13 protein-coding genes and 1 other RNA gene are annotated in these 16,360 nt (G+C 38.9%); 8 read left to right on the forward strand and 6 right to left on the reverse strand.

Annotated elements, in window-relative coordinates; all coding sequences use genetic code 11:
* The first annotated feature begins 13 nt into the window (after window positions 1–13).
* The 6 genes from PZB74_RS16705 (at window position 14) to PZB74_RS16730 (ending at window position 7,079) form a co-directional block, all read left to right on the forward strand.
* On the forward strand, window positions 14–394 hold the full coding sequence (locus PZB74_RS16705) for a hypothetical protein (protein WP_302238179.1): 381 nt from the start codon (window positions 14–16) through the stop codon (window positions 392–394).
* A gap of 153 nt (window positions 395–547) precedes the next feature.
* Window positions 548–643, forward strand: an RNA gene (ffs, locus tag PZB74_RS16710) — signal recognition particle sRNA small type.
* An 89-nt stretch (window positions 644–732) separates the two neighbouring features.
* Window positions 733–1,389, forward strand: coding sequence for a fructose-6-phosphate aldolase (gene fsa, locus PZB74_RS16715; protein WP_302238180.1), 657 nt, complete (start codon window positions 733–735; stop codon window positions 1,387–1,389).
* 26 nt (window positions 1,390–1,415) lie between these two features.
* Window positions 1,416–1,619, forward strand: coding sequence for a fructose-6-phosphate aldolase (locus tag PZB74_RS16720; RefSeq protein ID WP_302238181.1), 204 nt, complete (start codon window positions 1,416–1,418; stop codon window positions 1,617–1,619).
* A gap of 12 nt (window positions 1,620–1,631) precedes the next feature.
* Window positions 1,632–2,357 carry a cell division ATP-binding protein FtsE gene (locus tag PZB74_RS16725; RefSeq protein WP_302238183.1) on the forward strand — a complete coding sequence of 242 codons (726 nt, stop codon included), beginning with the start codon at window positions 1,632–1,634 and terminating at the stop codon, window positions 2,355–2,357.
* A gap of 117 nt (window positions 2,358–2,474) precedes the next feature.
* Window positions 2,475–7,079 (forward strand): hypothetical protein, encoded by a 4,605-nt coding sequence (locus tag PZB74_RS16730; RefSeq protein ID WP_302238184.1) that lies wholly within the window; start codon window positions 2,475–2,477, stop codon window positions 7,077–7,079.
* Here the strand turns inward: PZB74_RS16730 and PZB74_RS16735 are convergent.
* From PZB74_RS16735 to PZB74_RS16760, 6 genes are all read right to left on the reverse strand, one after another.
* Complete coding sequence (locus tag PZB74_RS16735; protein ID WP_302238186.1) at window positions 7,076–8,515, reverse strand: CCA tRNA nucleotidyltransferase; 1,440 nt, start codon at window positions 8,513–8,515, stop codon at window positions 7,076–7,078. The two genes, PZB74_RS16730 and PZB74_RS16735, sit on opposite strands and share 4 nt — an antisense overlap.
* A gap of 39 nt (window positions 8,516–8,554) precedes the next feature.
* The gene (locus tag PZB74_RS16740) at window positions 8,555–9,046 is read right to left on the reverse strand and encodes a hypothetical protein (protein WP_302238188.1); all 492 of its coding nucleotides are present in this window, start codon (window positions 9,044–9,046) and stop codon (window positions 8,555–8,557) included.
* Between the two features lie 28 nt (window positions 9,047–9,074).
* Complete coding sequence (locus PZB74_RS16745) at window positions 9,075–10,310, reverse strand: PAS domain-containing sensor histidine kinase (protein ID WP_302238189.1); 1,236 nt, start codon at window positions 10,308–10,310, stop codon at window positions 9,075–9,077.
* Window position 10,311: 1 nt separating this feature from the next.
* On the reverse strand, window positions 10,312–10,689 hold the full coding sequence (locus PZB74_RS16750) for a DUF7793 family protein (protein ID WP_302238192.1): 378 nt from the start codon (window positions 10,687–10,689) through the stop codon (window positions 10,312–10,314).
* Window positions 10,670–11,080, reverse strand: a complete 411-nt coding sequence (locus PZB74_RS16755; protein ID WP_302238194.1) for a DUF7793 family protein — start codon at window positions 11,078–11,080, stop codon at window positions 10,670–10,672. Before PZB74_RS16755 ends, PZB74_RS16750 begins: the two co-directional genes overlap by 20 nt.
* A 121-nt stretch (window positions 11,081–11,201) precedes the next feature.
* Window positions 11,202–12,374, reverse strand: coding sequence for an OmpA family protein (locus tag PZB74_RS16760; RefSeq protein ID WP_302238198.1), 1,173 nt, complete (start codon window positions 12,372–12,374; stop codon window positions 11,202–11,204).
* 170 nt (window positions 12,375–12,544) lie between these two features.
* On the opposite strand from PZB74_RS16760, the gene PZB74_RS16765 reads away from it, so the two are divergent.
* Both PZB74_RS16765 and rpsA read left to right on the forward strand, forming a co-directional pair.
* Entirely contained in the window at window positions 12,545–14,230 is a 1,686-nt protein-coding gene (locus PZB74_RS16765) for a M28 family metallopeptidase (RefSeq protein ID WP_302238201.1), read from the forward strand.
* Between the two features lie 227 nt (window positions 14,231–14,457).
* Window positions 14,458–16,344 (forward strand): 30S ribosomal protein S1, encoded by a 1,887-nt coding sequence (gene rpsA / locus PZB74_RS16770; protein WP_302238203.1) that lies wholly within the window; start codon window positions 14,458–14,460, stop codon window positions 16,342–16,344.
* The last annotated feature ends 16 nt before the right edge of the window (window positions 16,345–16,360 follow it).

The following is a 16,360-nucleotide window of genomic DNA, read 5'->3' on the forward strand; positions in this document are numbered from 1 at the left end:
TAACTTAATTGACATGAAACATATACTGCGTTTAAGCTTTTGTTTGAGCCTTGCCATACTGCTGCTGGCAGCCTGTGAAGAAGAATCTGACATGGCATTTGACCGAGTTGAGTCTCCAGTCTTTCTTCAGTATGATAGCGTTGCTCCGGATCAGGTGCAGGCTACTTTCTTTGATTTGGATAAAAGTGGTATCCTGGATGAGCAGGTAGGCATACAATATTTGCCCATTGAGGGTATGGAGATAGAAGTAAGCCACGATGGTAATCTATTAGGTACCTATACTACCAATGCTGAAGGAAGTATTATAGTACAATATAGTAGCGAGTTTCCGCATGAGTTTGCTGGCTCATACGACGAAACTGCTTTTAGAATATTTAAGAATGGTTTTGATTGATTTTTTGTAAGTAATAGGTTGTTTGCATGGAAAAGAGAGATGTGTTTACGTCTCTTTTTTTTTGCTATATCATCCAGTTTGGAAAGTATTATTGAGAAATTTGACAATTCTTTAATAAGGGTTTTGGAAAACCATCTAATCGTCTTACCTTTGCGCAAGACGGGTACAACCAGCTCCTGCTGAACTCCCCCAGGACAGGAATGTAGCAAGGGTAGGCGGTCGTAGCGGTGTGATACCCGTTTTTTATTTCCCCTCTTTTCTATTATTTCTTCTTATCTTTTTTACTTGTCTAAACTCCTGTATCTTTAAAGCCGATTTTAGAGCTAAACATATTAACAATGGAATTTTTTATTGACACTGCAAACCTAGACGACATTCGCGAAGCCTACGACCTGGGTGTATTGGATGGAGTTACTACTAACCCTTCTCTTATGGCTAAGGAAGGTGTAACCGGGCACGAAAATATTATTCAACGTTATAAAGACATCTGCAATATTGTGGATGACAATGTAAGCGCCGAGGTAGTAGCTACTTCTTTTGACGAAATTGTTAAAGAAGGATTAGAGCTTGCCAAAATTGATGATAAGATTGTAGTAAAAGTACCTATGATCAAAGATGGGGTTAAGGCCATTAAAAAACTGACTTCAGAAGGTATTCGTACTAATTGTACACTGGTATTTTCACCCGGTCAGGCAATTCTGGCTGCTAAAGCAGGAGCTTCTTATGTATCTCCTTTTATTGGTCGCCTGGATGATATTTCTACCGATGGTGTAGCGCTGATAGAGCAGATTGTAAATATCTATCAAAACTATGCTTATGAAACGCAGGTACTAGCAGCCTCTATCCGCCACACTATGCACCTCATACAGTGTGCAGAAGTAGGTGCAGATGTTGCTACCTGCCCTCTTAGTGTAATCACCGGCTTGCTAAAGCACCCTTTGACTGATAGCGGACTGGAGAAATTTCTAAGCGACCACCGCAAAGGAAATTCTTAAGAAAAAAAGTAAGACAGGTGAATTCAATGTACATTTTCAAAGTAAAAGGAAAAGCCAAGATTCCTGATTATATTCAGCTACGTGATGATAACTTTGTGCTGGTAGCTTATTTCCGTGCCGATCGTGAGCTAAAAAAACTTGAGAAATACGGTCTGGAAGGGAAAGACGAAGCACTGAAAGAAGTTATTGATCGTTTACCTTACGGAAAACTCCAAAAGCTGGAAATCTAGAGATTGAATATTATGTCTGAGGCTTCTCAATTTTTTGATAATACACCTGTTTTAAAAGTAAATAATGCATGCATCTTCCAGGAGCATAAAGTTGTCCTGGAAGATGTTCATTTTAGTATAGAAAAAGGAGAGTTTGTCTATCTGGTAGGAAGAACTGGAAGTGGTAAAAGCTCTCTGTTACGCACCCTCTATGCTGATCTGCCTCTTAAGCTTGGCGAGATTGATATCGCCGGATACTCCATCAAAACTATCAGTAGCAAAGAAATTCCTTTTCTTAGGCGTCGTTTAGGTATTATTTTTCAAGACTTTCAGCTTTTTGCGGATCGTACCGTAGATGAAAACCTGCTTTTTGTAATGAAGGCTACTGGTTGGAAAGAGCGCTCCAAAATGAAGCAACGCCTCAGCGAAGTGCTTATGCAAGTTGGGTTAGGCTCTTCTGGTACCAAAATGCCACACCAGCTTTCAGGTGGAGAACAGCAACGTGTAGTCATTGCTCGTGCCTTAATTAACGAACCTATCCTTCTTATTGCCGATGAGCCTACCGGTAACCTTGACCCGGAGGTATCTGGTGGTATTCTGGAGCTATTTCAGGATATTAACCGAAGCGGTACTACAGTACTTATGGCAACGCATAACTATCAGTTTATTAAGAACTTCCCTTCCCGAGTGCTCAAGTGCGAAGACTCAAAATTATTAGACTCTCAAAAACATGATTTTGAGCTAAGTAGCCTACATTAAACGGGGTTGCGCCTTGTAAGAAAATAAGTGAGTTCGTACTTTTCTGTGTGCCATGAATGTGATGAAATTTTATCATATTGATGGGTGTTAAGCACATATGTTCTAATACAGATTGGGATGAAAAAGAGAAAAGTTCGTAAATGGATATGGTGGATATTAGGTACTTTGGTGCTATTAATAGCTGCTATTCAAACGACTCTACTTTTCTTTGGAGATGAGCTTTTTAAGGAGTCTGTACTCTTAGGATTCAGGCAATACAGCGAGCGTAATTACCACCCCGAACAGCGGCCGAGTCTGAACTTTGACGATCTTAGCATTAATATATTTACTGGTAATCTTTCTGTTACCGGTCTTCATTTTACCGGATACATTCATTCAGATAGTAGTAGTTCGTCTGCGGCTGATCATCTGGATATGTATGTCCAGAAGGCAGAGATACTGGATGTGAATTTTCTAAAATTTTATAAGAGCGGACAACTTGAATTGAATGAGATAATCTTTGAGCAGCCTGAGATTACATGGATAGGTGCGTCCTCAAAATCATTAGATCGCCCTGGTACACAGCAAAGAATTGACTTACTTCAGCAGCAGCTAACAGAGGATATACAGTCATATGTTCGTTCATTCTCATTCAATGCATTAAAAATAAGAAATGGTAACCTCTTTATTACTGAGCAAAATGCTAAGCAGAATAAATCTTCCGGGTTGCATAATAAATTCCACGCTCAGAAAATAAACATCACATTAAGTGATTTCTTGATTGACTCTGCCAGCTACCTCCGTAAAGACAGGCTACTTTTTACAAAAGACATAGACATACAGTTTGCAAATTATCAGCTCTCTGCAGATAGTTTGTACTTAATAAAAGCTGATACCCTGGGCTTTTCTACCCTAAGTCGTGAAATTTATCTCAAAGATGTTCAGCTGTTACCAGTCAGTGATCATAGTGGCAATACTATTAATGCTAAAATTCCCTTCCTAAGTCTGACCGAAGTTAACTGGCAAGACTTATACTTTGAGGATAAACTAATCAGCAACCAACTTCTAATAGACGATGCTTCAGTCTTAGTAGAAGTACGAGCAGATAGTCTGAAGCAGCAAAATGTTTTTCGTTTTGCATCGCTAAGTGCGGATAGCCTTTACCAAAAATTAGGTGGAAGGTTTAAGAGTTTACAAATCAATGATGTAACTATAAGGCGAGCGCAACTCAGTTTGATTGATTTAAGCGAAGAATCGCTGGAAATTGCTAAAGTAGAAGATATAGAGATGCTGCTATCAAATATTCAACTGGATTCTACCCTTCAGTTGGATAGTTTACAAAAAATTTTGCCGGCAGATAGTGTCAGCTTACTTGCAAAAAATATCAAAGTCTACTTACCCGATCGTCGTCATTCTTTTATGACAAAATCAGTAAGCCTAAATACAGCTAGAAGCCGAGCTTTTGCCTGCGATGTGTTTTTTGACTCTCTGAATTTCAATGCTGGAGTAGATTCTCTGGAGCAGTTACTTAGAGATCTTCCAGACCATCCACTTACTTTTGATGTAAAGTTGCCATCGCTTTCTTTTTTCGGAATTCAGCTTCAGGCATTGGCCCATCATAAAGCTGCGCTGCTGGATAGTATTTATGTACAAAAGCCTAGGGTGAAAATCGCAAATTTTGCTGAGCAGTCTTTAGGTAAACTAGCTGCCGGCAGATCAATAGTAAAGTCAGGTACTATTACAGATGAAGTAGAGAGTGTCAAATCATTGCTATATGATTGGAGTAATGCGAAACTAAACTTATACCCGCTCATTGCTCCAGGCGATACTTCGGCTCTTTTTCAGTGGCTAAGAGCAGGGCAGCTACAGATTGACTCCGGACAGGTGGAAGTTTTTAAGGTAAACAGTGATACTACTGCATTTACGCAGGTTACTGCTATAGATACCTTTTACGCTTTTCTTAATAATATCAGTATAGATGAGCTAGAAACTGAAAGCAAAGAGTCTTCCGATGGAAAAGTAGCTGTTTTAGCATCGGATGTTGATTTGTTTGCTCAAAAAAATACTTTCCTGCTACCTGGCGAGCGTGGTGAAGGAGGATTGCTAGAGGTTCAAGATATAAAAATCTCAACTTTAAGCGAAGAGGCGTATTTTACAAATATATATTTCTGGACCAATCCGGGCAGGCCTCCTTCTTCTGAAGTATGGCTTCACGAAATGTATATTCCTCGCGTACAATTTAGCCAGGTGGACCTAAAAAAGATATATACTGAACAGGACGCTGAGATAGCACGGTTATCAGTCTATTCTCCTCAAATCACGCTGAATTACAAATACAATCAGCAAGCTCAAAGAGATCAAAAGTTCAATTATACTAATCTCTACCCTCAACTTTCCTCTTATCTGGACCGACTGTATTTACCTTCTGTAAATGTTGTCAATGCTCAGCTGAGATTGCAGCAGATTAACGAAAGAGGGGTGGAGCCTCTTTTTGTAACTGAGAAGCTAGATGTGAATATGCGTGGTTTTTATCTGGACTCCCTTACCAGAATGAATCGTCTGCGTCCTTTTTATGCCGATAAGCTAAGTGTAAAAGCAGAAGATTATCAATGGCACTTTTATCCTGAAGATGATACCTATCCTCTACTTGGAGTAAAGGGTGGTCAACTTAGGTATGACTCTCAACTCGGAGAATTAGAAGCTGGCCAGATTACGGTGGTTAGTAATACGGCCAACAAGTTGGGATTGGAAGAACTGAAACTGGGGTGTAACAAAATTATGGCGGATGATATAGACCCTTACCGCCTTATTCATGATCAAGCTCTGGACGTGGGTAGGGTAATGATCTACCAGCCTAACTACCAGGTAGTAGAAAATAAGCTGACCGAAAGAGTGAAGAAAAAGAATGAAGCAGATAGCCGGCAGTTCTTGCAGCCTGACCTGAACAGTCTTCTGAACAAAAATTTAAAAAATATACGATTAAGGTATGTAGGTGTAGAGCAGGGAACTGTAACCTACCTACAGAAAGAAGCCAAAGACACCCTGGCTTGTGTAAAAGTTACGGCTATAGATTTTAAAGCAAGACAGCTAAAAGTAGACGGTAGTCCTGAGCGGCACATGCATAAAATTTTATATGCCGATGAAATAGACTTCAGCTTCTTTGCAGATGACATTAGAGTAAAAAAAGACGATAAGAGCCAACAGTTGAGAATAGATGATGCGTATTTTTCAAGCAGAGATTCTCAATTAAAGATTGAGAAGCTACAGTTTGTGCCTCCTCCTGAACTTTACAAGTATCAAGACAAAACACACTTTGCCCTAGACGCGTCTTCGCTCCACATTCAAGGATTGAATTTCAAGAGAGCTTATTTATATGGAGATTTTAACGTACAACATCTTAATATTGAAGAGTCGGCCCTTAAAGTCTATGTTGGACATAATTCTGCTGCTAAAGAAGGCTCTCATGCATCCATACATGAAGTTATTTCACCATTTCTAAGCAATATTAAAGTAGAAAAAATTAACTACCCTCAAAGTAGCCTTCATGTTTACGACAAAGAAGACCAGTCTATGCGGTTTTCTTCCTCAAAAATTAAAGCAGATATTTCTAATTTTTACGTAGATCAGTCTACATTTTCTTTACAGTTTGGGCCTCAGCAAAACTCTACGGCTCGTATGTTCTTCTCTGATGATATAGATATCAGCATTAAAGATTTTAGTAGAGTTATTGATAACGGTCTGTACAAAATCTCCGCAGACGCAATACGTATTAAGTCAGGTGATAATAAGATTCTGGTTGATGGACTAAAATTAGAACCCTTGTTAAGCAGATCACAGGTATTAGAAAGGTATGCTTACAGCAAGTCTATAGCACAGCTGTATTCAGACAGGGTAGAACTACAAAATGTTGACTTTAAAGCATTAATGGAAGAGGAGAAGTTAATTGTAGGAAAAATTAATATTTATGAGCCTAGTCTGGAAGTTTATCGTGATAACCGTCTACCCCGTAACCTGAAAAAAAATCCTGCTTTGCATCAACAACTTTTACTTAATCTTGATCAGCAGCTAAGTATTGAAGAGCTTAATGTATTTGATGGGCTCATTACCTATGCTGAACGTACTGCAGCTGGAGAAGAAGCTGGCCAAATCACCTTTGAAAACGTAAATGCGCAGGTGCTTCATCTGAGCAATTTACCAGAGGCTATTAAAAATAATACAGTAAGTACTTTGCATATCACTACCAAAGTAATGGGTAAGGGCCTACTGAATGTTCATTTTAGCTTTCCACTGGCAAGTCAAAATCTGGCTTTTCAGGCAAATGGTCACTTAGGAACTATGGATTTAAAAGCATTAAACCCTATGCTAGGGCCTGTAGCCTCAGTGCACATCAAAGAAGGTATTAATCAGAGTATGCGTTTTGAGTTTGAAGGCAATGAAGATAGGAGTGAGGGTAGCATGGAGTTTCGCTATAATGATTTGAGCGTACAAATGATAGATCAGCAAAAAGGAAGAAGCGGCCTTGACGAAAAACTTGGTACTTTTATAGCTAACGCTTTTGTACTAAAAGCTAACAATCCTAAAGCCGTTTTCTTAAGAATAGGGAATATTAAGTTTGAAAGAGATAAAACACGCTCTATGTTCCATTACTGGTGGCAGAGTCTGCTTTCTGGAGTAAAATCCAGTATTGGTCTGGATAAAGACATGGAAAAAACTAAAGACTTTGCCGAACTGGATAAAAATTAAACCTTGTTGACAGGTTTTAATCCTTTTTGGCGAGCCAACTCATACATATACTGGAAAGCCTCATCTTTAGAATTGCTTATTTTTCCATCAAGAATGGCCTCCCTAATTTCGTTTTTAAGGTCACCAACAATTTTAGATGGCTTAACATCAAATATGTACATGATATCTTCACCGGATACCGGAGGTTGAAAATTTCTAACTTTGTCTTTTTCTTCTACCTCTTCCATTTTAGCCACGACCCTGTCAAAATTATTAAGGTACTTTTGAACTTTGTTAGGGTTTTTAGAGGTGATATCTGCACGGCAGAGCGTCATCAGGTCATCCACATCATCACCAGCCTCATAAAGCAGACGCCGAATGGCTGAATCAGAAACTTCATCTTTGACAAGTGCAATAGGACGAAGGTGTAGTTTAACCAACTTTTGCACATATTTCATCTTCTGATCTAAAGGAAGTTTTAAGTTCCTAAAAATCTTGGGAACCATACGTGCGCCTTTATCTTCGTGTCCATGAAAAGTCCAGCCCACGAGTTTATCAAAGCGTTTGGTGGCGGGCTTAGCGATATCATGCAAAATTGCGGCCCAGCGCAACCATAAATCATCTGTATTTTCCGAGATATTATCCAGTACTTGCAGAGTATGGTAAAAATTGTCTTTATGAGAGCGACCTTCAACAGTATCTACCCCTTTTAGGTCTACCATTTCAGGAAAAATCAGCTCTAGCAGCCCTGCATGGTATAGCAGTTTAAATCCGTAACTAGGTGTTTTTGTAAGAATGATCTTGTTCAACTCATCCGCAATTCTTTCACGAGATACAATCTTTATGCGATTGGCATTGGATATGATTGCATCAAATGTTTTGGAGGTGATGTCAAATTTGAGCTGAGCAGCAAAACGAACCGCGCGCATCATTCTCAATGGATCGTCTGAAAAAGTAATATCAGGGTCCAAAGGAGTCTTAATCTGCTTACGTTTCAGGTCTTTTACGCCATCAAATGGATCTACCAACTGTGCGAAGCTATCCTGGTTTAGGCTAATAGCCAGTGCATTAATAGTGAAATCTCTGCGAAGCTGATCATCTTTAAGGCTGCCAGCACTCACTTCGGGCTTCCGAGAATTAGAACGATAAGATTCTTTTCGTGCTCCAACAAATTCTACTTCCCAATCCTGATAGCGGAGCATGGCTGTTCCAAAATTCTTGAAGACAGCCACATTAGTTTTTTTACCACTCTGTTGTTCAATTAGGCTGGCTACTTCATTGGCCAGTTTTATGCCATCTCCTACGCAAACGACATCAATATCTTTAGAAGGCCTTTTAAGAATAAGATCCCGTACATAGCCTCCTACAGTATAGGTCTCTAATTTTAGCTTAGAGGCAGCTTCGGCAATGATGGTGAATACCGCTTGTTTATCTAATGCAGATTTGAAATTTTTCATTCTTAAAAGGATCATTCTTCGCAAAGGTAATAAGAAGGATTACCTTAGAAAAGTGAAGCTACCATCCTCAAAGAGTTTCATGACCTTTACCACCGTATATTTACTGTCTTTTTCCCGGCAATCTACAGTTTCATCAATCAGAGCATCCTCTGAAAAATTTTTTGCTGCCCTAAAAGCGATTATCGGACCGTTTTTACGAACAAACTGCTTTAACTTTTCTTCTTTTACCAATCGGATGCTGATGAATGAGCTCTCATCAAAAGGTGTCTGGTATTTTTTATGGGGGAGAAGTAGCTCCAGAGGTTCTTCTGCATATTCTATCATTTCCCAAGCTAGTTCAGGTACCTGGCTAACGAAATAATGTATGTCCTCTTCTCTGTAAATGAGTATGCTATAATTAGGTGACTCATCATTAGAAGCACCAGCATTTGCTCTAATTCGTTCAATCGTATCTTTGGCATAAACGTGAGTACCAATCAGGGTTTCAGGGGTGTTCTTCAGAAGAAAAACTGAAGTGGTTTTAGTTTTCAAAGCAAAAAATAGGTTGAGTGAATATCTGTTAAGATATAGAAATAGTATTTCCTGTTAAAGAAGGCAAAAGTATAGTAATTTTTGTTCCTACCGATACTTCGCTGGAAATAGATATATCTCCCCCTAGTTTTTCTACATTTGACTTTACAATAAAAAGCCCCAAGCCACTCCCTTTAGAGGCCGAATGCCCTCTGTAAAACATATCAAAAGCTCTGGACAAAACGTTGGCGTCCATTCCACAGCCATTGTCTTCAAAGTAAAATAAGAGGTTCTTTTCTTTTTGGAGCGCAGAGATTTTTAAATAAGAATTTTTCTGTGCATTACCCTTAAAAGTATAAGCGTTTTCTATGATATGTTGAAAAATGGATATAACAAACTTCTTTCCACTGGTAATATACAAATCAGCTGCAACATCTACCTTTACTTTTATGCTGCTAGCCGCTGGGGATGAGGCATAGCTATTAATTATTTCTTCCAGCAAAGGCTTTATAAAAAAGGTATTGAGCTCAAAACTTGGCTGAGTAGATAATGAGTATTCAAAAAGGTTAACAATAGTATGGTTTAGCTTTCCCAAGCTGTTTTTGATATGGGTAAGATAGTTTTGAACTGTAACCAAATCGTCCCCGGCCATTTCTGCTAGGTCTAGCAAGCCCATTACTGAGGCTACAGGCCCTTTTAAATCATGAGACACTTTATATACAAGCGTCTGCAATTCTGAGTTTTTTTGCTTGAGTGCATCGGCAGTCAGCAGTACCTGTTTCAGGTCTTTAGCCACCAGCACATAGCCCTGTACCTTGTTGTCATTATCTTTGAGCAATGAAAGTGAAGCAGAAACAGGTACAGTATGGCCGGAATGATGTCGGAATGAAGATTCTTGATTGTATAAAAATCCTTGATATGCAAGTTGGTTCTTCATAAGCTCAAGTGTTTCTTTTTCTTCTGATGGAAAAAGAAACGCTATATTTTGGCTTATTAAATCTTCTTGATGAAAACCTAATAGCTCTCCAACTTTGCTGTTAACTTCTTTAATTGAAAAATGCTTATCAAAAATGATAAGCATATCCACTATACCTTCAAAGATGCTATTCAAATAGTTTTTAGCAATGACGGATGCTTTTAACTCTTCGCCCAACATATTTATGCCAGAGACAATAGCATCTATTTCATCAAAACTATCTGAGATTTCTAAACTATGATTAAAATTCCCATTAGCAATTTCTAGGATAAGCGTATTGATATCCTCTATCCGGTCATTTACCTCCATACTACAAAAACTTTCTCAACCACTTCAACGCATCTTGTTGATTCGAAAATACTTTATGAGGAATTTTAGGCTTATTAAAATTAAAAACGATTGTTGTTAGTACTTTTTCTACGGTACTGGTTTCTACCAGTGCTATAGCTGTAATGTTAATTAGGCCTTCGCTAAACAAATATTCTCGGGCCTGTTTGTCTATACTTTTTATACGTGAGCTTCTGATTAAAACTGGGGTTTTAAGATCCCCAAAATGCTCCAGGCGTTCAGATACAATACGTTTAGCATCTTCCAGCTTTAGGTGCAAGTTTGGTTTGTATTGTACCGTTACAATATTATCATTAAGTTCAGCATAAAAGTAGTCTGTTTCAAACTTGTTTGAGTTCATTATACTGAGGTTGTGTTACCTTATATTCTGTAATCCACTTTTTGGCATGTCCTGTATCCTTAAAAAACCGGAAAGGGTATTTGGGTTGATGGAATTTAAGGAAAAAATTTCCCATTATCCTCGTTACAGGATTATTTACTATCACAGCCAGAGCTAATAAATCATCTCCGGCATCACTAGAAAAGTACTCTCTGCTTTCTTTTGTAACCTCCTTAACCGTTGATATATAGGCAATTGAAGGATACTTCATCCCCTGAGTAATTTCCTTTCTGAAGGTGGTGGCTTTTTGAGCTGCATCAAGGTCTATACGAGAGACTTTATACCTCCCGAAAAGTATCCCATCTACAATATCAAATTCCACTACGTCGTTCTGGTACTTTAAAGTGTTCATACAACAAAATAAACAGTTCTGTCTTATTTAAACCCAATTGGTGCTGTATGAAACTTACATCTTATGAAAATATAAAAACATTTGATAGTTTCTATCTATTTCACGCTAATACTTCTCCTTCTTATTTGTTAAGTATTTCTATTTCTACTCGGATATTATTTTTAGCCATAGGTGAATCCTCATCAAAAAGCATTTGCTTTCCTCCCCAACCATAGGTTTTAATACGCTCTTCACTAATTCCTTTGTGCACCAGATAACTTTTAATGGTTTCAGCTCTGTATTCAGATAATTTAGTGGAGCTAAATCCTCTTTTTTTGTACTCGTTGGTTCTTATTAGGTCAAAATAGTTTCGCTTTTCTTCATTGTAAAGATATGCTACACCTCTGGAATTACCGTTGGTATGGCCATGAACCTTAATACTCATGTTGGGGAATCTACTCAATAAGTTGTACACAATATCCAGTTCGTGCTTAGACTGCAATCTCATTACTGTTGAGTTAGCGTAGAAGTAGGTATTGTACATGGTTTGAAAATCGCCAACCTCTAGTTGTTTCAGTGGAAATTGTACAAAAACAGTATCATTTCTTATTTCTTTAATTAGAGACTGCATTGAACTCATATCGCTTTGTAGGTCCAGTAAGAAGCTGCTTTCTTGATAACCCAAGGCACGTGTAGTTATAAGCAAAGTATCTGTAGTCCTTTGTCCACCCTCCAGGCTTAAATATTCATCAGATTGAAGTTTGCTAATAAGTTTAGAGCTACTTTTGTCAGTGATAGTCAATTGGGCCGGAATTAATTCCTGACGAACATCATCATAGTTTTCAAAAGCAAAAACTAAACTTTTAGAAGCTAATGAAAAAGCTTCCTCCTTAGGGTTCTTTTGTGCTGTTGGCCTTATGGTATGCTTTTCTTCTTGCTGTTCCCCTAAAGCCTCTAGTCTAGTATTTTCTAGTTTGTCATCTACGGTAAGAAGCCAGGCATCTTTAAAAGGAGTTTTGCTTCTAATTTCATAATATGCACTAATGAGCTTGCTTTTAGACAGTGCACGGTAAGTGTATACGTAATAAAGTTTGTTTTTAGAATGGAGCTTATAAAATGCGGGTAAGCCTTGCTGGCTTGCACTCTTGGTCATGCGCTGGGCGTTTGTTTCTTGCTCAAAGACGCCAATTACCAGGTATATTCCAGCGTTAAGAGTTTCGGGGTCTTTCAGGAAAGCTGAAGTTACCGGTTTTGCAGTAGAAGATTGAAATATAAAGGAAGCTATGACAAAAAAAGAGAAGAGTAATCTTTTCATATTGTGGTGTAATAACATGATGTATGTCATTAGTTTTACTTTGTCTTACGATTATATTACAAATCCCATTCGCAAGCTGAAAAAAACGATGCTTAATTACGCTAAAGCTTATGCAAGTGATATATTATGTGGTTTAGAATGGTTATAAATATTACTATACATTGATTTATATGAATATACCAATATTATCTTTTGATCTTAAAGCCCATATCACAACTGCGAGGGCATTATCACTATTGCTGATGCCCCTTTTCATAGCATGTTCCTCCGAACAAAATAGTGTATCACAATATGAGGTTGAAATAGACACTACTCAGTTTAAAAAACATATTACAAGACTTGCATCCGATGAGTTTGAAGGCAGAATGCCTTTTTCAGAGGGAGAAAAAAAGACGGTGGCCTATCTGGAGCAGGAATTTATAAATATGGGACTTGAGCCTGGGAATGGAGATAGCTATTTACAGGAAGTTCCATTGGTTGAAATAGACGCGGTACCTACTACAGATTTAAAAATTAATTCATCAGACGAGCAAATCAGCCTGAGATACAGAAACGATTTTGTTGCCCTTACCAGAAGGGTAACGGAGCAGGTATATGTAGAGGATTCAGAGTTGGTATTTTGTGGGTTTGGCATTGTTGCACCAGAATATGATTGGAATGATTACGAAGGCATAGATATGCGTGGGAAAACCGCGGTGGTATTGGTTAACGATCCTGGCTTTGGTTCTGATGATACTACTTTCTTTAAAGGCAATACCATGACATACTATGGACGCTGGACTTATAAATATGAAGAAGCTGCCAGACAGGGAGCCGAAGGTGTAATTATCGTACATGACACTGCTCCGGCTGGTTACCCTTGGGGGGTGGTAAGAAGTAGCTGGACTGGTAAGGCTCTATACCTTCAGTCAGACGATGATAATATGTCTCGTTGTGCCTTTGAAGGCTGGATAAATAATACTGCCGCAAGACAAATATTTTCTAAAGCTAAAATTAGCAATTATCTGGGACAGGCACGTGAGCAGGGCTTTAAGCCTATTCCTATGAATATGACTGTTTCTGTAGCATTGGAAGCAAGTTACGTAAAAGCAAGTTCGCCCAATGTAGTTGCTAAATTAGAAGGTAATAAACATTCCGATGAATATATCATTTATTCTGCTCACTGGGATCATATTGGTATCAACGAAGCAGTAGAAGGAGACAGCATTTACAATGGGGCATTGGATAATGCCAGTGGTGTAGCAGCAATGTTAGAAATTGCACGTGCCTTTAGTGAACTTCCCGAAAAGCCAGAGAGAAGTATTGTGTTTATTGCGGTTACTGCAGAAGAACAAGGCCTGTTAGGCTCTGCGTATTATGCGGAACAACCCATCTACCCAATTGAAAAAACAGTTGCAAATATCAATATGGATGGTATTTGGTTTCTTGGCTCCATGAAAGACGTAACTGTAGTAGGCTATGGGCAATCTGAATTAGATGAGTACATCTCAGAGGCAGCAGCTCAGCAGGGTAGATATGTAATTCCTGACCCTCAGCCCGAAAAGGGATACTTCTTTCGCTCCGATCATTTTAATTTTGCCAAAGTAGGTATACCAGCCCTCTACGCAAGTGGGGAGTCAGACCATCGTCAAAATGGCAAGGCATGGACCGAACAAAAGAACAGCGAATGGACACAGAAGCATTATCATCAACCTTCCGATGAGTACGTGCCTGAAGAGTGGAGCTTTGATGGTATGGCCCAAGATGCTGAATTGCTCTTCAATGTTGGGTATCGTTTGTCTAATGAAAGATATTTTCCAGAATGGAAAAGCGGATCAGAGTTCAAAACTATACGCGAATCCTATATGCAACAGTAAGTTTTATTTTAAGTTGTACATACTCCTTAAAAGGTAGAGATGCAGGTGTGAACTTTTTATAAGTAAAATCCTTAATTAGTTGTGAAGGAAGTTAATACTTAGTATTTTTGCGGAAAATAGGGGCTTTGTTCCCTATTTCTTTTTTTTTTATTAAATATAATGTATAACCAAAAACTGCTAGCCCTATTGCTCTAAGGCCAGTATGTAATCAGAGCTATTTTCTCGATATGGCAGAAGAACAAAAAGAAAAGTTTGATTGGGATCAGGCAGATCTTCGTGGATTTGGTGAAGAATACACTGAAGAAGAGAGAGCCAACATGGCCTCTATGTACGATGATACGCTTACCCAAGTAAACGAAAACGAAGTAGTAACAGGTACTGTAGTGGGTATCAACGATCGTGACATCATCCTTAATATCGGATTTAAGTCTGACGGTTTAGTTTCTTCTTCTGAATTTCGCGACATGCCTGACCTCAAGGTTGGAGACGAAGTAGAAGTGTATGTAGAGGAGCAGGAAGACGCACAAGGACAGTTAATTCTTTCCCGTAAAAAAGCTAAAATTGTTAAAGCTTGGGAAAAAATTCAGCATGCTCTTGATCATGATGAGGTAATTGAAGGTACCGTTAAGCGTCGTACCAAAGGTGGTCTTATTTGTGATATATACGGAGTTGAGGCTTTCTTACCTGGTTCTCAAATTGACGTGAAGCCAATTCGCGACTTTGATGTATTCGTAGGTAAGAAAATGGAAGTTAAAGTTGTTAAGATCAACTATGCTAACGACAACGTAGTAGTTTCTCATAAAGTACTTATTGAGAAAGATCTTGAAGAGCAAAAAGCTCGCATCCTTAACAACCTTGAGAAAGGTCAGGTACTTGAAGGGGTTATTAAAAACATGACCAACTTTGGTGTATTTATTGATCTTGGTGGTGTTGATGGACTATTGCACATCACTGATATCTCTTGGGGTAGAATCAACCATCCTGAAGAAGTACTCAACCTTGACCAAAAGGTGAACATTGTAGTACTTGACTTTGATGATGAGAAGAAGCGTATTTCTCTTGGTATGAAGCAGCTTACGCCTCATCCTTGGGATTCTCTTGCTGAAGAAATTCAGGTGGGTTCTAAAGTTAAAGGTAAAATAGTAAATGTAGCAGACTATGGCGCATTCCTGGAAATTATGCCAGGTGTAGAAGGTCTGATCCACGTTTCTGAAATGTCTTGGTCTCAGCACCTGCGTAATCCTCAGGACTTCATCAGCATTGGTGACGAATTAGAGGCAGTAGTGCTTACCCTTGACCGTGAGGAGCGTAAAATGTCTCTAGGTATTAAGCAACTTACCGAAGATCCTTGGACTAAGCAAGACCTGCTTACCAAGTATGCGGTAGGTACTGTACATAAAGGGATCGTTCGTAACCTGACTAACTTCGGCCTGTTCATAGAACTGGAAGAAGGTATTGATGGTTTGGTACACGTTTCTGACCTTTCTTGGACGAAAAAAGTAAAGCATCCTTCTGAGTTTACCAAAGTAGGCGAAGAGCTTGAAGTTCAGGTACTGGAGCTTGACGTTGAAAATCGTCGTCTGGCATTAGGACATAAACAACTAGAAGAAAATCCTTGGGATACTTTTGAAGACCTTTTCCCTGTAAACTCAGTACACAAAGGAACTGTGATGAGCAAAGTGGATAAAGGAGCTTTAATTGAGCTTCCTTATGGTATTGAAGGTTTCTCTAGTTTCAAACACTTAAAGAAAGAAGATGGTACTGAGCCTCAGGTAGGTGAAGCGCTGGATTTCAAAGTGGTTGAGTTCTCAAAAGATGACCGTAGAATTGTGCTGTCTCATAGCAACGTACACTCTGAGGTGGAGGAGAAGCCTGCAGCCCAGGAAGCTTCTGCTCCTAAAGCTAGCAAAAAGGCTAAGCCTAAGCAGCAGGGTGGAGGAGAAGGCGGAGATCGTTCTACTCTAGGTGATCTTGAGGCGCTTTCTAGCTTGAAAGAGCAAATGCAGGAAGAGCAAAAGAAAGCTGCACAAGAGAAAATGGATAAGAAAGAACAAGCTAAGTCTCAGGCTGATAGCAAAGAGGACGAAGCTGATTCTTCTGAAGAAGAGAAGTAATATTGAAAGTAGAGGG

The organism is Porifericola rhodea, assembly GCF_030506305.1.
GTDB classification, from domain to species: Bacteria; Bacteroidota; Bacteroidia; order Cytophagales; family Cyclobacteriaceae; genus Catalinimonas; species Catalinimonas rhodea.

Excerpts from the sequence above, each read along its gene's own strand:
- PZB74_RS16760 (WP_302238198.1), bottom strand. The coding sequence starts at position 12,374 with ATGAAAAGATTACTCTTCTCTTTTTTTGTCATAGCTTCCTTTATATTT.
- PZB74_RS16750 (WP_302238192.1), bottom strand. The coding sequence starts at position 10,689 with ATGAACTCAAACAAGTTTGAAACAGACTACTTTTATGCTGAACTTAAT.
- PZB74_RS16745 (WP_302238189.1), bottom strand. The coding sequence starts at position 10,310 with ATGGAGGTAAATGACCGGATAGAGGATATCAATACGCTTATCCTAGAA.
- PZB74_RS16725 (WP_302238183.1), top strand. The coding sequence starts at position 1,632 with ATGTCTGAGGCTTCTCAATTTTTTGATAATACACCTGTTTTAAAAGTA.
- PZB74_RS16765 (WP_302238201.1), top strand. The coding sequence starts at position 12,545 with ATGAATATACCAATATTATCTTTTGATCTTAAAGCCCATATCACAACT.
- fsa (WP_302238180.1), top strand. The coding sequence starts at position 733 with ATGGAATTTTTTATTGACACTGCAAACCTAGACGACATTCGCGAAGCC.
- PZB74_RS16735 (WP_302238186.1), bottom strand. The coding sequence starts at position 8,515 with ATGAAAAATTTCAAATCTGCATTAGATAAACAAGCGGTATTCACCATC.
- rpsA (WP_302238203.1), top strand. The coding sequence starts at position 14,458 with ATGGCAGAAGAACAAAAAGAAAAGTTTGATTGGGATCAGGCAGATCTT.
- PZB74_RS16755 (WP_302238194.1), bottom strand. The coding sequence starts at position 11,080 with ATGAACACTTTAAAGTACCAGAACGACGTAGTGGAATTTGATATTGTA.
- PZB74_RS16720 (WP_302238181.1), top strand. The coding sequence starts at position 1,416 with ATGTACATTTTCAAAGTAAAAGGAAAAGCCAAGATTCCTGATTATATT.
- PZB74_RS16705 (WP_302238179.1), top strand. The coding sequence starts at position 14 with ATGAAACATATACTGCGTTTAAGCTTTTGTTTGAGCCTTGCCATACTG.
- PZB74_RS16730 (WP_302238184.1), top strand. The coding sequence starts at position 2,475 with ATGAAAAAGAGAAAAGTTCGTAAATGGATATGGTGGATATTAGGTACT.